Raw genomic sequence first — 19,183 nt, 5'->3', positions numbered from 1 at the left:
CGGCCTGAGCGCTCAGTGAACGCGGACGATGATCTCGGAGTGGCCAAGGCGGATGGTGTCACCGTCGGCCAGCTGCCACTCCTGAACAGGAGCGTTGTTGACCGTCGTGCCGTTGGTGGAGTTCAGATCGGACAGCAGCGCGACCTGCCCGTCCCAACGGATCTCCAGGTGACGGCGCGAGACGCCGGTGTCCGGCAAGCGGAACTGCGCGTCCTGGCCGCGTCCGATGACGTTGGCGCCCTCACGGAGCTGGTACGTGCGGCCGCTGCCGTCGTCCAGCTGCAGCGTCACGTTCGCACCGGCGGAGCCGTAACCGCCGGCAGCGCCGTAGCCGGCCACCGGAGCTGCGGCAGGCGGCTGACCGTAGTCGTACCCGGGCTGGCCGTATCCGCCGTCGGCAGGCTGGCCGTAGCCGGGGTCGGCGTAACCCTGAGGTGACCCCTGGTCGCCGTAGCGGCCGTAGTCCGCCTGAGGAGCGCCGTAGCCACCCTGCTCGGGACGCCCGTAGGCCTGGGCGCCGTAGCCCTGGTCTGCGTAACCGCCCTGCTCGGGGTAGCCCCCTTGCTCGGAGTAGCCACCCTGGTCCGGGTAGCCGCCCTGCTCGGGGTAGGCCGGACGCTGAGGCTCGGCCGGACGGCCGTACTCCTCACCGCGGGGTGGGGCCGGCGGGCGGCCGTAGTCGTAGCCACCGGATTCGCCGTAACCACCGGGTGCGCCGGCCGGGGGGCCGTATCCGGGAGGCGGCTGGCGGTAACCCTGGTCCGGGTAACCGGCCGGCGGGCTCGCGGGCGGGCCGTAGCCCGAGGGGGAGCGCTGGTCATAGGACGGCGGCGGGTAGCCCTGGTCCGGGTATCCGCCACGGTCGTAGCCACCCTGCTCCGGGTAACCACCGGCCGGCTGCGGGGGCTGACCCGCAGCGGGCGCGGGCGGATATCCGCCTTCGGGGGCTGGCGGGTACGGGGCGCGGGGCTCGTCGCCTTGACGGCCGTACTCGTAGTAGTCGTCGCCAGGCTGCGCTGGTCCCTGGCCGCCGCCGCGGTAGCTCGGGTTGTCGGTCATCGGTGGAACTCCTGGTTCGGTGTGAGCACGGTCTGGGGGGGCAGAGGCGCTTGCGCCGCTGGTCGAGTCTGGGTTGACCGTTCCACGGGTGCGAAACTGGCCGGTGTGCAACTGCGGTGACGCTTCGAATCCAACGACCACATCACCATACGTTTGCCACCCTTGATCACGGATGTATCCCTCCAGGTATCGGGCGAATGTCGTCGGTGTGAGGTCGGGGTCAGCGCGGACCTTGTGAAAGTCGGATGCACTGAGGGTAATGACGTAGTCGTTTGGGGCCAAAATTCTGCCGCCTCCGACTTCGCGTGCGCCGGCGTCGGCTTCGCGTTGGAGGATCGCTTCGACCTCCTGCGGAACGATGGAGCCGCCGAAGACACGCGCAAAGGTGTCACCGACGGTTGCCTCGAGTTTGCGCTCGAAGCGGTCGACGAGTCCCATGTCACCGCCTGCCTCGCTGTTCGTCGTGATGGTCGCGCTCGACGCAGTAGATGAACCTGCGTGTCGCGGGTGTCGATTCCTATTGGCATGGTATCGGCCACGGGCGTCAGAACGTGACCAAGCATTGGGGGCGATCGGATCGAGGCTGGTCAGGGCCGTGTGCGACGGCGCGCATGGGCCGAGCTGCGCGGTTGGGAGGTGGGCCCGAGTGCGTGATAGTCTCTCCCGGTTGTTGGGGCGAGTGGCGGAATGGCAGACGCGCTGGCTTCAGGTGCCAGTGTCCTTCGGGACGTGGGGGTTCAAGTCCCCCTTCGCCCACAATGAGCGGTTCTAAACCGCGACGCCAAAGGCCACGAACCAGAAATGGTTCGTGGCCTTTGCGTTTGGTGGGTGACGGGCTGTTGGAGGCCGCCGGTCGAGTTGACGGGACTTCTCGTGCCACGTCCCGCTCGGCCGTCGATGGTTAGCGCCACCTCACGGCAGTGAATGGCGCCGGGGCCTTGGATGCGGCGCGATTTCCCGGTGTGATGCGGTCCGCATGCGGCCTAGTAATCAATCCGGTCGGCTACAAGGCGGACGCAATCCGCCATCGTGTCCTTGTTCTCTGACATCGAGGATCTGAGACACGCGAAATGCGACAGGAAATGAGGCACCGTGACACGCGCCGATGAGGAGAGGTGTGGGCAAGATCGCGCTGTCTCGTTGCTCTAAAAATGAGACGGAATTCCACCTTGAGCGTGACCCGAGTTCGTCTTGTCACCAGAGCTAGCGTGTAATCATGGGCAAAATCAGGCGCGTCGCGTTGGTGACCGGAGCGACCTCGGGAATAGGGCTGGCCATTGCTCGCCGCCTCGCCGGGCGCGAGTATTGCGTGGTCGTGCATTCGCGTTCGTCGACCGAGGCTGGAAACGCATTGGCTGCCGAACTTGGCGACGCCCACTACATCCAAGCGGACCTCGCAGAAGATGAGGACAGACAGCGGCTTGTCGCCGATTCCGTGCGCCTCGCCGGGCGTCTTGACGTACTGGTCAACAACGCTGGAATCAGCGCAGTGATCCCGCACTCCGATCTTCAGAGCGCCTCAACGTCGATGTGGCGGAAACTATTGGAGGTCAACACGATCGCACCATTTCACCTCGTCGCCGAAGCCGAACCGCACTTGCGCGCCTCTGCAAGAGGGGGCCGGCCGTCGACGGTCGTCAACATCAGCTCGCACGCCGGGATGCGACCCAAAGGGGCCTCCATCCCGTACTCGGCGAGCAAAGCCGCCCTCATCCACACCACCAAGCTCCTCGCACTTACCCTCGCCCCCGACATCCGGGTCAACGCAATCGCACCCGGCCTCGTGGACACTCCGATGACCGCGGAATGGGCCGAAGCGCAAGCATTATGGCGCGAACGGGCTCCGATGGGGCGCCCAGCGACTCCAGACGATGTGGCACACACCGCCCTATCACTCATCGAGTCCGACTACATGACCGGCGAGATCCTGACCCTCGATGGCGGCCTAGGCCTCACCTGATTGACAGCGACAGGTTGCGTGATGACGCTGCCGCCCGAGCGAGCCCAACAAGTGAGACAGAGAGTGAGTCGTCTCGATTTTCTAGGTCCGAGACCGCCCTGGGCTCCACAGAAACTCGCGCGCGCGTCGTAGCTCGACACGAGTGCCGCCATCGCCCTATGTGACACTCGAACGATGCCGCTGTTGTTGCTTGACTTGGACAACACGTTGGTGGATCGCGCGGCGGCATTCCTGAGGTGGGCTGAGCGCTTCGTAGTGGCCCGCGGCGGCGATGTCGACTGGCTCGTCGACGCCGACGCTGACGGGTATGAGCCACGTGCCCGGCTGGCGGAACGGATTCGCTCCCAGTACCTCCTTGACGATTCGGCGTTCTCGTCATTGCAAGCAGACTTGGACGCGGGGATGGCCGACGACCTGGTGCTCGATCCTGCCGTTCCAATGGGGTTGACGCGGGCGAGGAACGCCGGCTGGGTGCCAGCGGTTGTCACCAACGGGCGAGTAGTTCAGCAGGAACGCAAATTGTCGGTCACCGGGCTGGACCGCCTCGTGGAAACGTGGGTGATCTCGGAGGCCGTCGGCGCGAAGAAACCGGACCCGGAGATCTTTCGCGCAGTTGCACGCCGCACCGGTCTATCGCTGGATGGGGCTTGGATGATCGGCGACTCTGCGACCGCTGACATCGGAGGGGCTAATAGCATCTTGATCGACAGTGTCTGGCTGCACCGAGGTCGGTCCTGGATCGAGGACCGGTACCAGCCAACGTTCGTCGCCAACGACTGCGTTGAGGCAATCGATTATGTTGTCCACAAAGGTGTTTCGGTGGCTGACCATGCGTGACTGGTGTTGGGGGCGGACCTTCTAACGGCCAGTCGTGGTGCGTGCGCCCTCGATTCCAACACCCAGCCCTGCCAGGCTGGTACTGGCCTCCGGCGCCGCCCGCGAGGGCTGGAATGGTCACAGCCGCCGAACGTCCAGGGCCGTCTCGACCGCAACTCCGTCACACTCTTCTATGAAATATGCTCCAGCCAAATCTCTTTCACTGACGGCTTCGACGAATTCGGTACCGCGGTAGAGCAGCCCGGCACCGTCATCGGTGGCGTAGGCGGCAGGCAAGACCCCGTCCCGAACGAGGGAATGCAGAAGGGGGCGGCGCTCTGCCTCGGAGTCGTAGTGAACGCCGTTGGCGTAGGGCACGAAACCCAGTCCGTTGGTGATCGGCCGCAGCTGCGGACCGAACGAGTCGGTGGTGCCGCCGGCATGCCAGCAGATCGATCCGGCCGAGATTCCCGTCAGGACCACACCCGCCTGCCATGCTTCACGCAGGGCGACGTCGACTCCGTGCAGCCGCCACATTGCCAGCAGGCCGGCGACACTCCCGCCGAACACCCACACCACGTCCTGCTCCAGCAGATGGGCGGCGACGTCCTCGACGTTGGGCATGGGGAACAACGACACGTGCGACGCCACGAACCCTCGGCTCTGCGCCGCCTCTGTCAGATAGTGCAGCACCGCCTTGTCATCACCCATCGCCGTGGCGAGCAGACACATCCGCGGGGCCCGACCGTTGACCCCGGACAGCTCAACGGCCAAGTCCGTGAGGGCTGTGAAGGTGAACCGGGTGCGCCGGCCGGCACCAATTCCTCCGCTGGTGGCCAGAATGGTCGGCGCATCGGCAGGCATACCTGCGACCGTAAGCGTGCTTCTCCGCGGAGACAATCGATTTCCGGACGACTCGTGGCCAGGCCCAATACGCGACCGCGATCGTGACTACCAGCCGTGCACTTCCCATACCGGCACGTCAGCTACAGCTACTCGGTGATCACCAGCAGCGCGTCGGCGGGCTCGTTGTCGACGAGCAGCCACCGGTGCCGCAGCGGTGACGGATGGGTGATCAGGTCGCCAGCCCCGATGCGGTAGGTGCCCGCACCCTCGACCACGACGTCGAGCTGACCGGACGTCACGTACACGGCCAGGATTCCGGGCGTTTGGAACCACTCGCCGATGTATTGGTCACGTTCGATCCGGTACTCGATGATCTGCAGCCGCTCGTCGGGGCTGAGCACCAGCACGCGCCCCAGTGCGGCGTCGGGGCGGTCGGCCACCGGCAGCAGCCTGCCTTCGGTGCTGCGCACCACCGTCACCTTGGATTCCGTGCTGGTCGGCAACAGGTCGCCGGGCGTGACGGCGAGTGTCTCGGCCAGCCGGTAGACGGTGACCATCGACGGCATGCTCTGCCCGCGTTCGATCTGGCTGAGGAACGGCTGGCTGATCCCCGCGCGCGTCGCGACCTCACGCATCGATAACTGACACCTCTCACGGATGGCCCGGATCGCCGCCCCGGTACGCACTGCCAGCGCTCGTTCGTCCAGGCCTACCTCGGCAGTCATTAACACCCTCGCAACACTTGGTTGATAGCTCTGACATATAAAGACGGCACTCTTATTGCTGTCACTTATCAACGCCGTACGACCGACAGGACAACCAGTGACCACGATAGAGCAGGATCCCCCCGAAGAGCAGATAGGTCACAGCGATCGCTCTCCTGGCCTCGGCATCGAGCAACGCGGGATCGAGTACATCCCGGAGGCCGAGCGGCACGGTCGCCCCTGGCACCTCGGTGCCATGTGGTCCGGCCTGGTGATGAACGTCCTGACCGTGGTCTACGGCACGCTCCTGGTGGCGATGGGCCTGAACTGGTGGCAGGCGCTGACGGCGATCGTGCTCGGAAACCTGACGTGGGTGATCGCCGGGGTGGTCTCGATCGCCGGTCCTGCGGCGGGGACGACGACCTTCGGTGTCTCGCAGATGATCTTCGGCCGCGCCGGCGTACGGCCGGTCGCGTTCTTCAACTGGATCATGATGCTCGGCTACGAAGTCCTGGACTTGGTGGTGATGGTGCTGGCCACGGGCGCACTGCTGGACATGGCGGGGGTGCAGGTCTCCACCGGCGGCCAGGTGCTGATCGTCGTCGCGCTGTCGGTGGTGCAGGCGGTGTTGCCGCTGCTTGGGCACGCAGCGATCACGAAGGTTCTTCGCCTCCTGGTGATTCCGTTCGCCGCGATCTTCCTCGCGATGGCGTGGCTGGTGACCGACGACCTCCAGCTCACCGACACCGCACCTGCCTCGTGGGCACTGTTCCTCGGCGGAGTCGCGTTGGCCGCCAGCGGTTCCGGGCTCGGGTGGGCCTCGACCGCTGCCGACTATTCGCGCTATCTCCCCGCGACCACCAGCCGCCTGCGCATCGTGGCCGCCGTGACAGTCGGGGCCGGCGTGCCGCAGACCCTGCTGATGGCGCTGGGGGCGGCGATCGCCATCGCCATGCCGGACGCATCCGACCCGGTGGCCGGGCTGTCGACGGTGTTCCCCGCCTGGCTGGTGGTGATCTATCTGGTGTTGGTGATCGTCCAGATGGTGTCGCTCAACGGCGTCGACCTGTACTCCTCGGGTGTGACGCTGCAAGCCCTCGGTGTCCGCATCTCACGCTGGCAAGCCGTGCTGGTCGACGGGGTGCTGTGCGGCGTGGTCGGCGCCGCGGTGGTCCTGTCGGGCGGCTTCTACCAATTCGTCAGCAACTTCCTGCTGTTCATGATCATCTGGTTCGCGCCATGGGCCGGGGTGTTCATGGTCGACCTGGTTCTGCGTCGTGCCCGCTACCCGCGCGCGTCAGAAGCTGTGTTGCAAAGCTTTTCGACCGCAGGCGTCGGTGCACAGCTGCTCGGCATGGTGGCAGCGGCACTGTGCATCAGCACCACGGTCTTCGTCGGGCCGGTCGCCGCGGCACTCGGCGGTGCTGATTTGAGCATCGTCGCCGGGTTCCTGGTCGGCGCGCTCGCCTACCCGATCCTGTTACGTCTCACCAAAGGAGCTTCTGCATGACTGCCGCGATCCCGCTGGTCGATCTTTCCCTGTGGCGCAACGGCTCTGCCGCCGACCGGGCCGCACTAGCCGCGACGGTGGATCGCGCGCTGATCGAGAGCGGCTTCCTGATGATCACGGGGCATGGCATCCCGGCCGATCTGCGCGCTGAGATTCGCGCCGCAGCCAGGCTGTTCTTCGGCCAGCCCACCACGACCAAGGAGCCCTATGCCACCGCCGTCGGCGGGCGCGGCTGGATACCTCCAGGCAAGGAGGCCAACGGCTACCTCCTGGACGTCGAGCTCCCGCCGGACCTCAAGGAAACGTTCGTCTCGGGTCACGAAGACTCCAGCGGGGACGCCGAGGTGGACGCCGAGTGGTTCACGCCCAATGTGTGGCCTGCGGAAGTGCCTGCCTTGCAACAACTGTGCGAGGCCTACGCGCGGGCCATGCGGGCGCTGGCCGCCGACCTGCTGGAGCTGCTGTCGACGGCAGCGGGCCTGCCTGCCGACTGGTTCGTCGACCGTTGCGCGGCCTCCCCCCATTCGTTCAACATCAACCGGTACCCCGCCTTGAATCGGACCGGCCCCGTCCTCGAGGGGCAGTACCGGATCGCCCCACACACCGACTTCGGCACCATCACCATTCTGGACCGGGAGGCCGGTTACGGCGGCTTGCAGGTATGCACCCGAGACGGCGAGTGGATCGATGCCCCGGTGATCCCGGACGCGTACACCATCAACATCGGCGATCTGATGGCCCGCTGGACCGGCGACCGGTGGACCTCGACGATGCACCGGGTGCTGCCCCCTAGCTCAGAGGCGCCGGACGAAGAACTGATTTCGTTGATCTTCTTCTACGAGGCCAACCTCGACCAGGTCATCGAGTCGTTTCCGCCGCCACTGGGCCGGGACCATGACTATCTCCCGGTGACAGCCGAGGAGTACCTGCGGTCACGATACGAAGCAATCGCGGTACCGTGATCACTCATGCTGTTGCACAGTCGATTCCGAAGGTCAGCCTGCACTGCCACCTGCTCGGAGCCGTACCGGCGGCCACGGTCGTCGAACTCGCAGGCCGCGCCGGCGTCCGGATCCCCGGCGATCCGAGCGCGGCAACGGTGTATGACAGCGCGGCGTATGCCGATCTCGGCGAGTTCCTGTCGATCTACGATCTGATCGGTGCAAGCCTGCACACCCGTGATGACTACCGTCGCATCACCTATGAGTCGCTCACCGACTTCGGCGCCCACCACAACGTCTGGTACCGAGAGATATTCGTGACGCCTCAACCCAGCCCGCTGCCGTACCCCACTGCGCTGGCGGGCATCGTCGACGGCATGCGGGACGCCCGCACCGATACCGGCATCGACAGCCGCATCATCGTCGCGATCAACCGGGAACACAGTGTGGCCGAGGCGGTCTCGCTGGTCGAGGAGGTCGTCGAGCACCGCGTCGACGAGGTCATCGGCATTGGACTGGACTATCAGGAGACGCTGGGTCCGCCGGCACCGTTCGCGCCGGCCTTCGCCTTGGCGAAGCGTGCCGGGCTGCACCGCACCGCGCACTCGGAGAGCGGACCGCCCGTGCACATCGAAGTGATCCTCGACGACTTGCAGTGCACCCGAATTGATCACGGCTACCACGTGGTGACCGACGAGCGGATCACTCGCCGCTGCGTCGAGGAACGGATCCCGTTCACCTGCACGCCGGTGAGCTCGGACATCGGACGCTACAGCGGTTCCGGAGACGGCAGCCACCGGCGAATTCAGCAGATGGTCGACGCTGGGCTTCGGGTGTGCATCGATTCCGACGACCCACCCATGTTCGGCACGGACCCGTCCAATGACTACTACGCGGTGGGTAACGCACTGGGCTACGACGTGGCGCAGTTGGTTGCCTTCACCACCAACGCAATCGACTCCTGCTGGCTCGATGACGCAGAAAAGGCGGCATTGCGCGCCCGCCTGGCATCCTGGACTCCGGGCGCTGCTGTGCACGACGACGAACGGAAGTAACCCGATGAGCACCCCGACATTCGAAGTACCGGCAATCGACATCACGCCGTGGGTCACCGCAGGTTCGGCAGCGGACAGGCGCGCGGTCGCCGCCGCCGTCGACGACGCCTGCAGCAGAGTCGGTTTCATGCAGATCCTCGGGCACGGAGTACCGCAACCGATCCTGGACGGGCTGGCGTCCAGCATGGACGGCTTCTTCGGGCTGGCTACCGAGGTCAAGAACGGCTACCGGGTGCACGGCGCCAACCGCGGATACAGCCCACCCAAGAGCGAGTCACTGAGCTTGTCACTCGGAGTCGAGTCGGCAACCCGGATGAACGACTTCTTCGAGGCGTTCAACATCGGCGTGGAGGCACGCTCGTTCACCGGCCTCAATCTCGACGAAGCCGACTACGGCATCAACGTCTGGCCCGCCGAGGTGCCGACCTTCGAGCGGGCCGTGCTCGGCTACTTCGCCGAAGCAGGCCGGGTAGCACGGACGTTGACCGAGATCTTCTGCGCCGCACTGGGGCTGGCCGCCGACCACTTCGAGCATCTCACCGACCATTCCGTCGACGTGCTCCGGATGAACAACTACGCGCTTCCGGAAGGCACCATCACGCTCGACGGCGAGCTCACCGGCATGGGAGAACACACCGACTTCGGCCTCGTGACGGTGTTGTGGGCCGATCAGGTGGCCGGTTTGCAGGTGCTGGGCACCGATCAGCACTGGCACGACGTCTCGCCCATCGACGGCGCGCTGCTGGTCAACCTCGGTGATCTCACGGCCCACATCACCAATGACCATTGGATGTCGACTCTGCACCGGGTGAAGCCACCCATCATCGACGGCACCATCAAGCGGCGGCGTTCTGCTGCCTTCTTTCATGACGGCAACGTCGACGCGGTGATCTCGACGGCCCCTGGCTATCTCGACGCGGACGCCGGGCTGGCCTATGAGCCGGTGACCGTGGGTGACCACATCGCGGCGAAGCTGGCCGGCTCGCGGCAGGGTAAGTCCAACGTGGCGGCCGTCCGCGAAGCCGCCCGGGTACTGGCGGCTACCTCGCTCGAGCACCGGTGACTTGAATTCCATCAGGAACTCTGCCGACGCCGGGCTCGTTGCGTCCCCATGGTCACCGTCGCCCCGCCCTCGCTCAGCCTGATCGACCAAGCAGACCGGCTCATCGGACTCGACGTCCACCGGCATGCCGGCGTATCCGCTTCCCGATTGCGTGCCATGGCCACGGGGGCGGCCGGGCAGTCGGGGCTGCTGGTCGTCCACCCGAGGCTCGTGTCCGCGTCACACCTCGCTCCCTTGGTCCGCCATTCGGACAAACCAGGTTTCGTCGTCAGCGACATGAGTGACGTCGACGAATTCGAACCCGTTGTCGCACTGCCGGAATCGGCGGTCTACCTACTGGAGGACGTTGATCGCGGCGACCATTATGCGAACTGGAGCCCCAACGAGGTGAATCTCGATCTGACTGCCGTTGGCCGAACGCCATTGACCCTGACGGAAGGACTGACCTGGCTGCTTCAGCAGCCCGCCGCACTGCAACGCAACCACTGCTTCATGACGATTGGCTCGCGCAAGCGCAAGCCCGGAGGAGCGCTCGACACCCGCACTCCGGCAATCTGGATCAGTAACGGCACGGGCCGTGACGGTATCGCCCATCGGAACGCGCCGAAGATTGGATGGTGCTGGGCCGGCAACCGGCACACCTGGTTGGGCTTCGCGTCGTCATCCGGCCGTCGACCGCTCGAGAGCGCGACGGCGTAGGCGGCCCACCCCCACCGTCAGAAGCCCGCCCCTTGCGAATCACCGCCACGCTGAACTGCCCGGTGCTCACCCACTCGCGTCCGGTGTCGACCGCGTGTCGGGCGCGCGCGCGTCACCGGGGCGAACCACCTCGTGAGACACCACCACCTGGCGGCTACCGAGGAAGAGGCCCGAATTCGGCCCACCGCCGTTGCGAGGCTTCGTACCAGCCGACGATGGACTCGCCCAGCTCGCGCAGGCGGTCGGCGAGCTCGTCAGCGGAAGCAGGGGTCCTCCCAAATATGCGGTCGTCTTCGATGGTGGCGAGCAGGTGAGCGATGTCGTCGGCCGACGCTCGTGCCCTGAGGGCGTCGACGAGAATCGGTGCATAGCTGTCGTATTCGTCAGCGGCATAGGGGAATACGTTCGCTATGCCGATCGGGTCCCAGCGCCAATGCAGGATCTGCCGCAGTTCGCATTCACCGGTTTCGTCCCACCACTGGGCGGGCCCATTCAGCTCGTCCGGGTTCGTCGTCATGGCGTCAAAGTACGCGCCAGCGCGGCCTCCCACGTTGCCGCTGGATGCACCGGCGACCGCCGCCGGCAATGTCGCGAATGCCGCCACCACCGTGCCCGTTTGCCCGATACTGCCAATGAGCATGGGGAGGGCCGGCGCCAGAGGACCCGGAGACGCGTCGTCGACGCCAGTGGGGCCCTCGGAGCAGGGTGGGAGTACGTACGGCGGGGGCGCATGCAGATGTCGAAGTACGGGGACAGCACGATTCGCGAATCGTCTCCGGGGGGAGTTCGCTCGGAGGTTCCACAATGACCCGGGCGAGCGCCGACGCGAGCCGAGGCTTGCTACTCCAGTGGTGGATGCAGCGAGACGACTACGAATGGCGCATCGACTTCCTGCGCAGCCGCGGTCTGCTCCCGGTGCTGCGCCACCTGATCGCGGGCATAGGCGCGACGATGGGCACGCTGGCAGCAGTCAACGTCTACGCCCCGCCCGGGGTTGACGACGCCATAGTGCGGATCGGCTGGGCAGTCGTTGCGGTTGGCTCCCTCGGTTGGGCGGCCCGCTGGGCGTTTCGGCCGTGGCCGACCGCACGGGCCTCGGCGGCGCTGGTCGTGTTCGTGGACGTCATCATGACGATGTCGGCGTTGTTGTTTGGTGACCCCAACCTGGCCATGTCGGGAATCCCCATCCTTCTGTGCGCCGGCGGCTACGTGGTCTTCTTCCATGGCCCACGGCTTCATGTCGCCCACATCGCTTGGTGCACAGTCGCGGTGGTGGGCATCGCCATCTGGTTGGCCTCCACCACACCCGGCGACGGCCTGCAACTGGCCATTTCCCGGGCTGTCATCGCGCTACTCGTCACGGTCTGCATCCTGCCCGCCCTGCAGTTCGGATTTTGGTTGCTGCAAGGCAGCTCGATGCAATCGCTGACCGACCCCCTCACCGACCTCACCAACCGCCGCGGACTGGATGTCGCGGTGAAACGACTGAACGTCACGGCCAGCACCGACCCGCACTTGAGTGCGCTGCTGATCGACGTCGACGGCTTCAAGACGGTGAACGACACTCTCGGGCACGCAGTTGGCGACGAGGTGCTGATTCGGACGGCGCGCAGCATTCGGGAGAGCGTCCGCAACGACGCGATCGTGGCGCGGTGGGGCGGCGAAGAATTCCTGATGGTGGACAGGATGGCCACCGATCAAGCGGCGGTGGTTGCCGAGCGGATCCGCGCGGCGGTGTCCGCGACCGGCGATCCCACGGTCACCGTGAGCATCGGCGTCGCGACGTGCAGACCATCGGGGTCAGACCTGCGCGAAGTGATCGAGGCTGCCGACGCGGCAATGTACGACGCGAAGGCGACGGGCGGCAACCGGGTCGTTTTTGCGGAAAGCGTGCGCTGACACCGACGTGACCGGCGAGCCAAGCCCGGCCTGGCCAATACTCATGACGTGACCGACGTATTCACCTTCCACCTCGCCCAGCTGCCCGTGAGCACGACGGTGCCACTCCTGCGCCGCGCACCCCAGCCGGATCGCGTGGGGGGTCTGCGGTACGCCGAGTGTCTGTCGCTGATGCGGCTCGGGGCGCCCGCCATCTCTACTGACCGGCTGCAGTTGCGGCGACTGGCGATGTTCGCGCGTTGGGACGACGAAGCCGCCGTCGACGAGTTCCTCGCCGGCCCTGGCCAGCGTTTCGCGTCAGGTTGGCACGTCCGAATGACATTCCTGCGGCGATGGTCGCAGCTGGCCGCGTTACCCGACCTGCTTCAGAGGGCCGACACTTGGGACGATCAGGAGCCGGTCATCGCGGTCACCCTGGCGCGGATGCGACTGTTCGAGGTGCCCCGCTTCCTGACGTGGGGCAGGCCGGTCGAGCGGCTGGTACGCGATCATCCGGACACGACATTGGCGTTGGCGGCAATGCGCCCACCCCGGTCGGTGTCCACGTTCTCGATCTGGCGCTCGATACGGGCGATGACGGAGATGGTGCACGGTCACAGCGATGTCGCCGAGCCCGCCCGGCACGCCGATGCGATGGCCGAACGGCGCCGCCGCGATTTTCATCATGAGTTCGCGACCTACCGTTTCCGTCCGCTGTCCGAGCATGGCAGCTGGGATGGGCGTACTGGTTACGTCCCGCGGCGCTCAAGTTTGTAGTGCAACCGGACCGCTGGCCGGTTCCACATCCGCAGCAGGTGGTCGGTGCGCAACACCTGCTGGTCGTCGACGTACAGGTCGAACGTTTCATGCAATGGAACACGCCTGGCGAAGTGTCGTCCCTGATGCCGAACCAGAACATAGGCCCCGTTCGCACCCCACGGGCCTGGCGGGGACTCGAGTCGCAGGCCACCGTCAGGGCGCAGCTGAGGCTGCAAGAACACCTGAACGTTGCCCTCCTCCAGAGGGAACGTCACGTGGACGCTAGGCCTTACCGCACCGGGAAGTGTTCTGCGCGAATAACGTCCGCTGAACACGGTGTCTCCGTTGGCGCGCAGATTCCGCACCCAGCCGGCCGCAACGTGTGTGCCCTCGCGGTCGGTGATCACCGACACTCGGCCGTCCATGCCGTGCGCGGCATCCAGGGGACGCGTCGGCAACGCCAGCTGTTGTACGCGCTTGCCGAACAGCCGTGAGACCAACTCGCCTCCCGGCCAGAACAGGGGCGACCAGCTGCTCCACACCTCCATGCGCCATCGCGAAGTGCTCGTGTAGAAGTCGTGAATCATCGGGTGCACAGCCGCTGGGTCGAATCCCGGCCCTGCCAGACAGGCCAGATCGGGCAGCACACCGGCATCTGGATCGTCCTCGGTCAGTGCGCCACCGCATCGGTCCGCCTCGGCCCGGAGCCAGTTGTCTGCACCACCCTTGGCGCCAACGGGTGCCTGCAGCCACGCGTGGCTGCCATCGAGGTCGACACGGCGGCCTGTGACCCGCCAGAACTGACGCGTCGCCAGATCCAACGTCGAGAGATTCACAACGGCGATCGTACGGCCACCCCGTGCTGCACAGATGTCCCGAGCGCCTGCGTAGGGGGATAAGATTGGCGACCGGTGGAGGAGAACTGGGACGGCATCGCCGAGTGGTACGCCGAACTCGTCCGTGGCGGATCGGCGATGCATCGGTTTTCCCGTGACATTCTGCTAAATAATCTGCCAGACAACGTCATTGGGTTCAACGTTCTCGACGTCGGGTGCGGGGAAGGCATTGTCAGCCGAGGCCTGGCCGGCCTCGGAGCGCGCGTGGTGGGCGTCGACCCCACCCGCGCACTGATCGTGCACGCCGAGGCCGCCGAGCGCGCGAACCCCACCGGGGCGGTCTACCGCGTTGACGACGGATCCAGCTTGCAGACGGTGCCGGATGACTCCGTCGACGGTGTGACTGCGGCGCTGTCGCTGAACAACATCGCCGATCTCGATGCCGCGCTGAAATCAGTTCGGCGAGTGCTGCGCCCGGGTGGCTTTCTGGTGTTCACGGTTCCGCACCCATGCTTTGAGGCCCCCGCGACGGACACGATCTCCACGCCGGGCGGGATTCGCCGCGCAGTCGGCGACTACTCCGCCGAAGGACTCTGGCGGTCGACGCACCCGCACAGCGTCCGCCGAGCAGGCAACTACCACCGCACCATCTCCACCTACGTCACGGCGGCGTTGAAGCACGGCTTCGTACTGCGCAGCTTTGACGAACCCGCCCCTTCTGACGAGGTTCGCGCCGAGGCGCCGCATCGACTCGGATTGCCTCCGTTCCTCGTGATCAGTGCGATGCTCCAATGAGCGCCGCATCGTCACGACCGCCTGGACTCGGGCCGGCCACCGGAGACCCCGATCTGATCGCGCGGGTGGAACCGCTGCTGCGTGACGCCGGCCTCGCCGACCGCGTCAGCGTCGTCCACGTTCAGGACCACATTCCCGCCTGCGCACACTTCGGCGCCCGGCCTGACACCGTCTACGAGATCGGGTCGGTCACGAAGACCATGACGTCGTTGCTCTTCGCCGACGCAGTCGAGTCCGGCGAGCTGCGAGCAGACACCACGTTGGGCAGCCTGCTCGACGTCCACGGTCAGGTGGCTGGCGTGACGCTTGAGGAGCTGGCGAGTCACCGGTCGGGTTTGCCGCGACTGTCCGGGCGACGCCGGGACCAGGTGAAGATGCTCTCCGCCGTGCTGCGGCGCCGCAACCCGTACACCGCCGACGTCGGGACGCTGCTCGCGCAGGCTGATGCGGCGAAGATCGTTGGCAGAGGCTCGTTTTCGTATTCCAACCTTGGCACCGCACTTCTCGGCCAGGCACTCGCCGTCCACGCCGGCGTCGGGTATCCCGAACTGCTGGGTCGTCGGCTCTTCGACCGTCTTGGCCTGACTCGGTCGTCGGCGCCCCTGTCTGACGATGACCTGCCCTCCAACGCGCCGACGGGGTGGAGTGCGGCCGGCAAGCACCAGCAGGCGTGGACCATCAACGCATATGCGCCGGCCGGCGGGGTGCGCTCGACACCGGACGACATGGCGCGTTACGCCCAAGCCCTGCTCGACGGCAGTGCGCCGGGCTCGAGCGCACTCGAACCGCGGTGGGACGCTGGAGACGGGCACCGAGTGGGTTACGCCTGGTTCACCGATCACGCTGGCAGCGAACACATCACGTGGCACAACGGAGCAACGGGTGGTTTCTCCAGCATCTTGGCGCTCGACCGCAGTCGAGCCGCGGCGGTTGTCATCCTCGCCAACACGGTGGCCACCCTCGACGAGATCGCGATTCATGTTCTGGCAGAGGCGAATTAGGCCGCTGCCGGACCGATGATCTGTACCCCCACCGGCAACCCAGCAGATCCTGATGGTGGTCGTGCAGAAACGCGGGAGTCGGAGTGATTGGACACACCACGGCATCGAACTCGCCGAACAGCACCGAAAGTTCCATTCCACGATTCGGACGCTGACGACCTACCTCGGAAACCATAAAATCACTGATCCCGCAGCGGAAGATTCGGTGAAAGTCCGGCTTGACCCTCACGCGACGTGAGGTCTCAACATGGTCGACGTGACGCAGGAGATTCAGGTGGAAGAACTCACCGTGGGCGAAGTTGCGCAGCGTTTTGGCATCACCGTCCGGACGCTCCACCACTATGACGACATCGGGTTGTTGACTCCCAGCCGGCGTTCGGCCGCCGGCTATCGGGTCTACACGTCGGCGGACCTGACGTGCTTGTCCCAGATCATCGTGTACCGCCGGCTCGAGCTGTCTCTCGAGGAGATCGCGAGCCTGCTGAAAGACGGCGACGAGGTCAGCCACCTGATTCGTCAGCGCGAACGCGTCACGTCCCGGCTCGACGAGATGAAGGCACTCGTCGAGGCAATAGATCACGCATTGGAGAAGGCGATGACCAACACCCCCATGACCGACGACGACATGCGCGAACTCTTCGGTGACAGCTTCGACGACTATCAGGCGGAGGCCGAGCAGAAGTGGGGCGAGACCGAGGAGTGGAAGGAATCGCAGCGGCGAGCCAAGTCCTACGGCAAGCAGGCATGGATCCAGATCAAGTCCGAAGGCGAAGCGGTCGAGAAGGCGTTGTCCGACGCATTCCGCACCGGACTCCCGGCCGACTCCGAGGAGGCGATGGATGCGGCTGAGCAGCACCGGCTTCACGTGAATCGCTGGTTCTACGACTGTCCGCCGGCCTTCCATCGAAACCTGGGAGACATGTACGTCAGCGACCCCAGATATGTTGCCAACTACGACGAAACGTTCGGTCTTCCGGGCCTCGCTGCCTACTGTCGTGAGGCGATCCACGCGAACGCGGACCGAACTGGTGACTGAGGGCCCGACACGATCCGAATCCGGGTAGACATCGGCTCCTGCCGAGGCCGCGCGAAGACCCGGCCCCGCAAAGAGGAGAAGAAATCGGCGCGCGACTCTAAGGTCGTCGCGTGGAACAGAACGCACCCGTGAGCCGTCTCGACCGGTTCTTCGAGATCACTGCGCGGCAGTCGACGATCGGCACCGAGCTCCGCGGTGGACTGGTCACGTTCATCGCGATGGCCTACATCATCGTGTTGAATCCGATCATCCTGTCCAGCGCGCCGGACGTGGCAGGCAACAGCCTCGACTTCGCGCAGGTGTCGGCAACCACGTCGCTCGCGGCCGGCGTGATGACGATCCTGTTCGGCGTCATCGCGCGGCTGCCCTTCGCCTTCGCGGCCGGCCTCGGCATCAACTCGTTCCTCGCGACCACGGTGGTCGGCTCGGTCACCTGGCCCGAGGCGATGGGCCTGGTCGTGATCAACGGCGTCATCATCGTGATCCTGGCGGCGACCGGACTGCGCAGGTTGGTGTTCGACGCCGTCCCAATGGAACTCAAGCTCGCGATCACCGCGGGCATCGGTTTGTTCATCCTGTTCATCGGGCTGGTCGATGCGGGCTTCGTCGGAGCCACCGGCGTGCCGTCCCCACCCGTCGGGTTGGGCAGCGGTGGGGCCGGATCGATCAGCACCGTGCCCGTCCTGGTGTTCGTGTTCACGCTGCTGCTGACCGGCGTGCTGGTCGTCCGGCGCGTGCGCGGCGGCATCTTGATCGGCCTCGTCACGGGCACGGTGGTCGCCGTCGTCATCGAGGCCATCTGGCACCTGGGCTCGGCGGTCGACAAGCCCGGCGGCTGGAGCCTGTCGGTGCCCACGCTGTCGGGGTCACCGTTCGCGCTGCCGGACCTCTCACTGGTTGGCGCGTTCACCCTGGACAGCTTCGGCCGCATCGGCGTCCTGGCCGCCGTGATGCTGGTGTTCACCCTGGTGTTCGCGAACTTCTTCGACGCCATGGGCACTCTCACCGGGCTGTCCCGCGAGGCCGGGCTGTCCGACGAGAAGGGCAACTTTCCGAGGCTGAAGGCGTCGCTGATCGTGGAGGGCGCCGGTGCGGTCGTCGGCGGCGCGACCTCGGCGTCGTCGAACACTGTCTTCATCGAGTCCGGCGCCGGTGTCGAGGAAGGCGCTCGCACCGGCCTGGCGAACGTGGTCACCGGCGTGCTGTTCCTGGCCGCGATGTTCATCTCGCCGCTCGCGTCGATCGTTCCGACCGAAGTGGCCGCGGCCGCGCTGGTCGTCGTCGGCGTCATGATGGTGTCGCAGCTGCGTCACATCGACGTCTCCGAGTTCTCGGTCGCCATGCCGGTGGTGCTCACCGTTGCCGCCATGCCGTTCACCTATTCGATCGCCAACGGCATCGGGATCGGCTTCATCGCGTGGGTGGTGACACGGTCGGCGACCGGCAAGGTCCGCGAGATCAGCCCGCTGCTGTGGGTCGTGACGGCGGGGTTCGTCGTCTACTTCGCCCGCGGCTGGCTCGAGACGATGATCGGGCTCTGAGAGTCGCTCAGGCGGCGAAGACGGTGCGGACGACGGACTCGTCGCCGTCGATCTCGATCATCCCGAGCGCGCGGGCGTCGTCGAGTGACAGCGCACCGGCAGCCAATCCGAGGACGCACATGGGCTCGGCTCGGACGGTGGCGTCGAGTTCTCGACCGTCGTGTTGGCCGACGTCGATCCCGGAGCGCGTGGCTCGGAGCTGAAGGAGAGCGTCACCGCCGACGGCGAGGCCAATCGTCGTAGAAGTCCTTGTCTTGAGCCGGGTTTCGAGCAGGGCCGGTACGGCGAGGGCGAACCACTCCAGGCGAAACGCGTCGCCCTCGGGGCCGCGAACCATCAGGGGGGTCGACCACCGGATCAGGCTCTCGATGGGCTGGCGTAACTCCGCACCCCAGGGCGTCAGCGCGTACTCGACCACGCTGCCCGTGTCGGCCAGCCGCCGCTCGATCACGCCCGAGGTCTCCAGGTCGCGGAGGCGGTCGGCCAGCAGGTTTGTCGCGATGCCGGGCAGGCCTTCGAACAGATCGCGGTAGCGGGCGGAGCCGACGAGGAGCTGTCGCACGATGAGCAGGTTCCACCGGTCGCCGACCACCTCGAGGGAGCGGGCAAGGCCGCAGTACTGACCGTAACTCCGCATCGCGCCTCCGTGTACTTTACTTTCTCAAGTGCTCGTGAAATATTCAA

The 19,183-nt window shown here is 66.0% G+C and carries 19 protein-coding genes and 1 tRNA gene; 14 read left to right on the top strand and 6 right to left on the bottom strand.

Annotation, left to right across the window (positions count from 1 at the left end; translation table 11 throughout):
* Nucleotides 1–12: 12 nt before the first annotated feature.
* Complete coding sequence (locus tag B1790_RS01880) at nucleotides 13–1,497, bottom strand: FhaA domain-containing protein (RefSeq protein WP_079921440.1); 1,485 nt, start codon at nucleotides 1,495–1,497, stop codon at nucleotides 13–15.
* 235 nt (nucleotides 1,498–1,732) lie between these two features.
* Here B1790_RS01880 and B1790_RS01875 point away from each other — a divergent pair.
* The 3 genes from B1790_RS01875 to B1790_RS01865 all read left to right on the top strand — a co-directional run bounded on the left by B1790_RS01875 (nucleotide 1,733) and on the right by B1790_RS01865 (nucleotide 3,856).
* Nucleotides 1,733–1,815 (top strand) — tRNA-Leu (locus B1790_RS01875).
* Nucleotides 1,816–2,302: 487 nt separating this feature from the next.
* On the top strand, nucleotides 2,303–3,019 hold the full coding sequence (locus tag B1790_RS01870) for an SDR family NAD(P)-dependent oxidoreductase (RefSeq protein ID WP_233164893.1): 717 nt from the start codon (nucleotides 2,303–2,305) through the stop codon (nucleotides 3,017–3,019).
* Nucleotides 3,020–3,193: 174 nt separating this feature from the next.
* Entirely contained in the window at nucleotides 3,194–3,856 is a 663-nt protein-coding gene (locus B1790_RS01865; RefSeq protein WP_079921438.1) for an HAD family hydrolase, read from the top strand.
* A 117-nt stretch (nucleotides 3,857–3,973) separates the two neighbouring features.
* On the opposite strand, the gene B1790_RS01860 is transcribed toward B1790_RS01865, so the two are convergent.
* Together B1790_RS01860 and B1790_RS01855 are read right to left on the bottom strand one after the other, a co-directional pair.
* Nucleotides 3,974–4,699: a peptidase E gene (locus tag B1790_RS01860; protein ID WP_079921437.1), complete on the bottom strand. Its 726-nt coding sequence runs from the start codon at nucleotides 4,697–4,699 to the stop codon at nucleotides 3,974–3,976.
* A 128-nt stretch (nucleotides 4,700–4,827) separates the two neighbouring features.
* Complete coding sequence (locus B1790_RS01855) at nucleotides 4,828–5,406, bottom strand: helix-turn-helix domain-containing protein (RefSeq protein WP_079921436.1); 579 nt, start codon at nucleotides 5,404–5,406, stop codon at nucleotides 4,828–4,830.
* A 97-nt stretch (nucleotides 5,407–5,503) separates the two neighbouring features.
* On the opposite strand from B1790_RS01855, the gene B1790_RS01850 reads away from it, so the two are divergent.
* From B1790_RS01850 to B1790_RS01830, 5 genes are read left to right on the top strand one after another with little or no spacing between them, the layout of a single operon-like run.
* Nucleotides 5,504–6,895, top strand: coding sequence for a cytosine permease (locus B1790_RS01850; RefSeq protein ID WP_079921435.1), 1,392 nt, complete (start codon nucleotides 5,504–5,506; stop codon nucleotides 6,893–6,895).
* Complete coding sequence (locus B1790_RS01845; RefSeq protein WP_079921434.1) at nucleotides 6,892–7,857, top strand: isopenicillin N synthase family oxygenase; 966 nt, start codon at nucleotides 6,892–6,894, stop codon at nucleotides 7,855–7,857. The genes B1790_RS01850 and B1790_RS01845 overlap by 4 nt, the downstream gene beginning before the upstream one ends.
* Entirely contained in the window at nucleotides 7,854–8,891 is a 1,038-nt protein-coding gene (gene add / locus B1790_RS01840; protein ID WP_233164891.1) for an adenosine deaminase, read from the top strand. Before B1790_RS01845 ends, add begins: the two co-directional genes overlap by 4 nt.
* Nucleotides 8,892–8,895: 4 nt before the next feature.
* Entirely contained in the window at nucleotides 8,896–9,954 is a 1,059-nt protein-coding gene (locus B1790_RS01835) for an isopenicillin N synthase family oxygenase (RefSeq protein WP_079921432.1), read from the top strand.
* A 48-nt stretch (nucleotides 9,955–10,002) separates the two neighbouring features.
* Nucleotides 10,003–10,653: a DUF5701 family protein gene (locus tag B1790_RS01830; RefSeq protein ID WP_079921431.1), complete on the top strand. Its 651-nt coding sequence runs from the start codon at nucleotides 10,003–10,005 to the stop codon at nucleotides 10,651–10,653.
* Between the two features lie 154 nt (nucleotides 10,654–10,807).
* Here the strand turns inward: B1790_RS01830 and B1790_RS01825 are convergent, their stop codons facing one another.
* Complete coding sequence (locus tag B1790_RS01825; RefSeq protein ID WP_079921430.1) at nucleotides 10,808–11,293, bottom strand: hypothetical protein; 486 nt, start codon at nucleotides 11,291–11,293, stop codon at nucleotides 10,808–10,810.
* 164 nt (nucleotides 11,294–11,457) lie between these two features.
* On the opposite strand from B1790_RS01825, the gene B1790_RS01820 reads away from it, so the two are divergent.
* A complete protein-coding gene (locus B1790_RS01820; protein WP_079921429.1) occupies nucleotides 11,458–12,552 on the top strand; it encodes a diguanylate cyclase in 1,095 nt (364 codons plus the stop codon).
* Between the two features lie 48 nt (nucleotides 12,553–12,600).
* Complete coding sequence (locus tag B1790_RS01815) at nucleotides 12,601–13,308, top strand: hypothetical protein (RefSeq protein ID WP_079921428.1); 708 nt, start codon at nucleotides 12,601–12,603, stop codon at nucleotides 13,306–13,308.
* On the opposite strand, the gene B1790_RS01810 is transcribed toward B1790_RS01815, so the two are convergent.
* Nucleotides 13,281–14,126 (bottom strand): hypothetical protein, encoded by an 846-nt coding sequence (locus B1790_RS01810; protein WP_079921427.1) that lies wholly within the window; start codon nucleotides 14,124–14,126, stop codon nucleotides 13,281–13,283. The two genes, B1790_RS01815 and B1790_RS01810, sit on opposite strands and share 28 nt — an antisense overlap.
* 75 nt (nucleotides 14,127–14,201) lie before the next feature.
* Between B1790_RS01810 and B1790_RS01805 the strand changes: the two genes are divergently transcribed.
* The 4 genes from B1790_RS01805 (at nucleotide 14,202) to B1790_RS01785 (ending at nucleotide 18,499) form a co-directional block, all read left to right on the top strand.
* Nucleotides 14,202–14,921, top strand: coding sequence for a class I SAM-dependent methyltransferase (locus B1790_RS01805; protein WP_079921426.1), 720 nt, complete (start codon nucleotides 14,202–14,204; stop codon nucleotides 14,919–14,921).
* Entirely contained in the window at nucleotides 14,918–15,922 is a 1,005-nt protein-coding gene (locus B1790_RS01800; RefSeq protein WP_079921425.1) for a serine hydrolase, read from the top strand. The genes B1790_RS01805 and B1790_RS01800 overlap by 4 nt, the downstream gene beginning before the upstream one ends.
* Nucleotides 15,923–16,196: 274 nt before the next feature.
* Entirely contained in the window at nucleotides 16,197–16,958 is a 762-nt protein-coding gene (locus tag B1790_RS01790; RefSeq protein ID WP_079921472.1) for a MerR family transcriptional regulator, read from the top strand.
* 128 nt (nucleotides 16,959–17,086) lie between these two features.
* Nucleotides 17,087–18,499, top strand: coding sequence for an NCS2 family permease (locus B1790_RS01785; RefSeq protein ID WP_079921471.1), 1,413 nt, complete (start codon nucleotides 17,087–17,089; stop codon nucleotides 18,497–18,499).
* Nucleotides 18,500–18,506: 7 nt separating this feature from the next.
* Here B1790_RS01785 and B1790_RS01780 read toward each other — a convergent pair whose 3' ends face one another.
* Nucleotides 18,507–19,136, bottom strand: a complete 630-nt coding sequence (locus tag B1790_RS01780) for a helix-turn-helix domain-containing protein (RefSeq protein WP_079921423.1) — start codon at nucleotides 19,134–19,136, stop codon at nucleotides 18,507–18,509.
* Between the last annotated feature and the right edge of the window lie 47 nt (nucleotides 19,137–19,183).

The sequence above is a fragment of the Mycobacterium sp. AT1 genome (assembly GCF_002043095.1).
Lineage (GTDB): Bacteria > Actinomycetota > Actinomycetes > Mycobacteriales > Mycobacteriaceae > Mycobacterium.
This window is presented reverse-complemented; position numbering and strand designations above follow the sequence as displayed.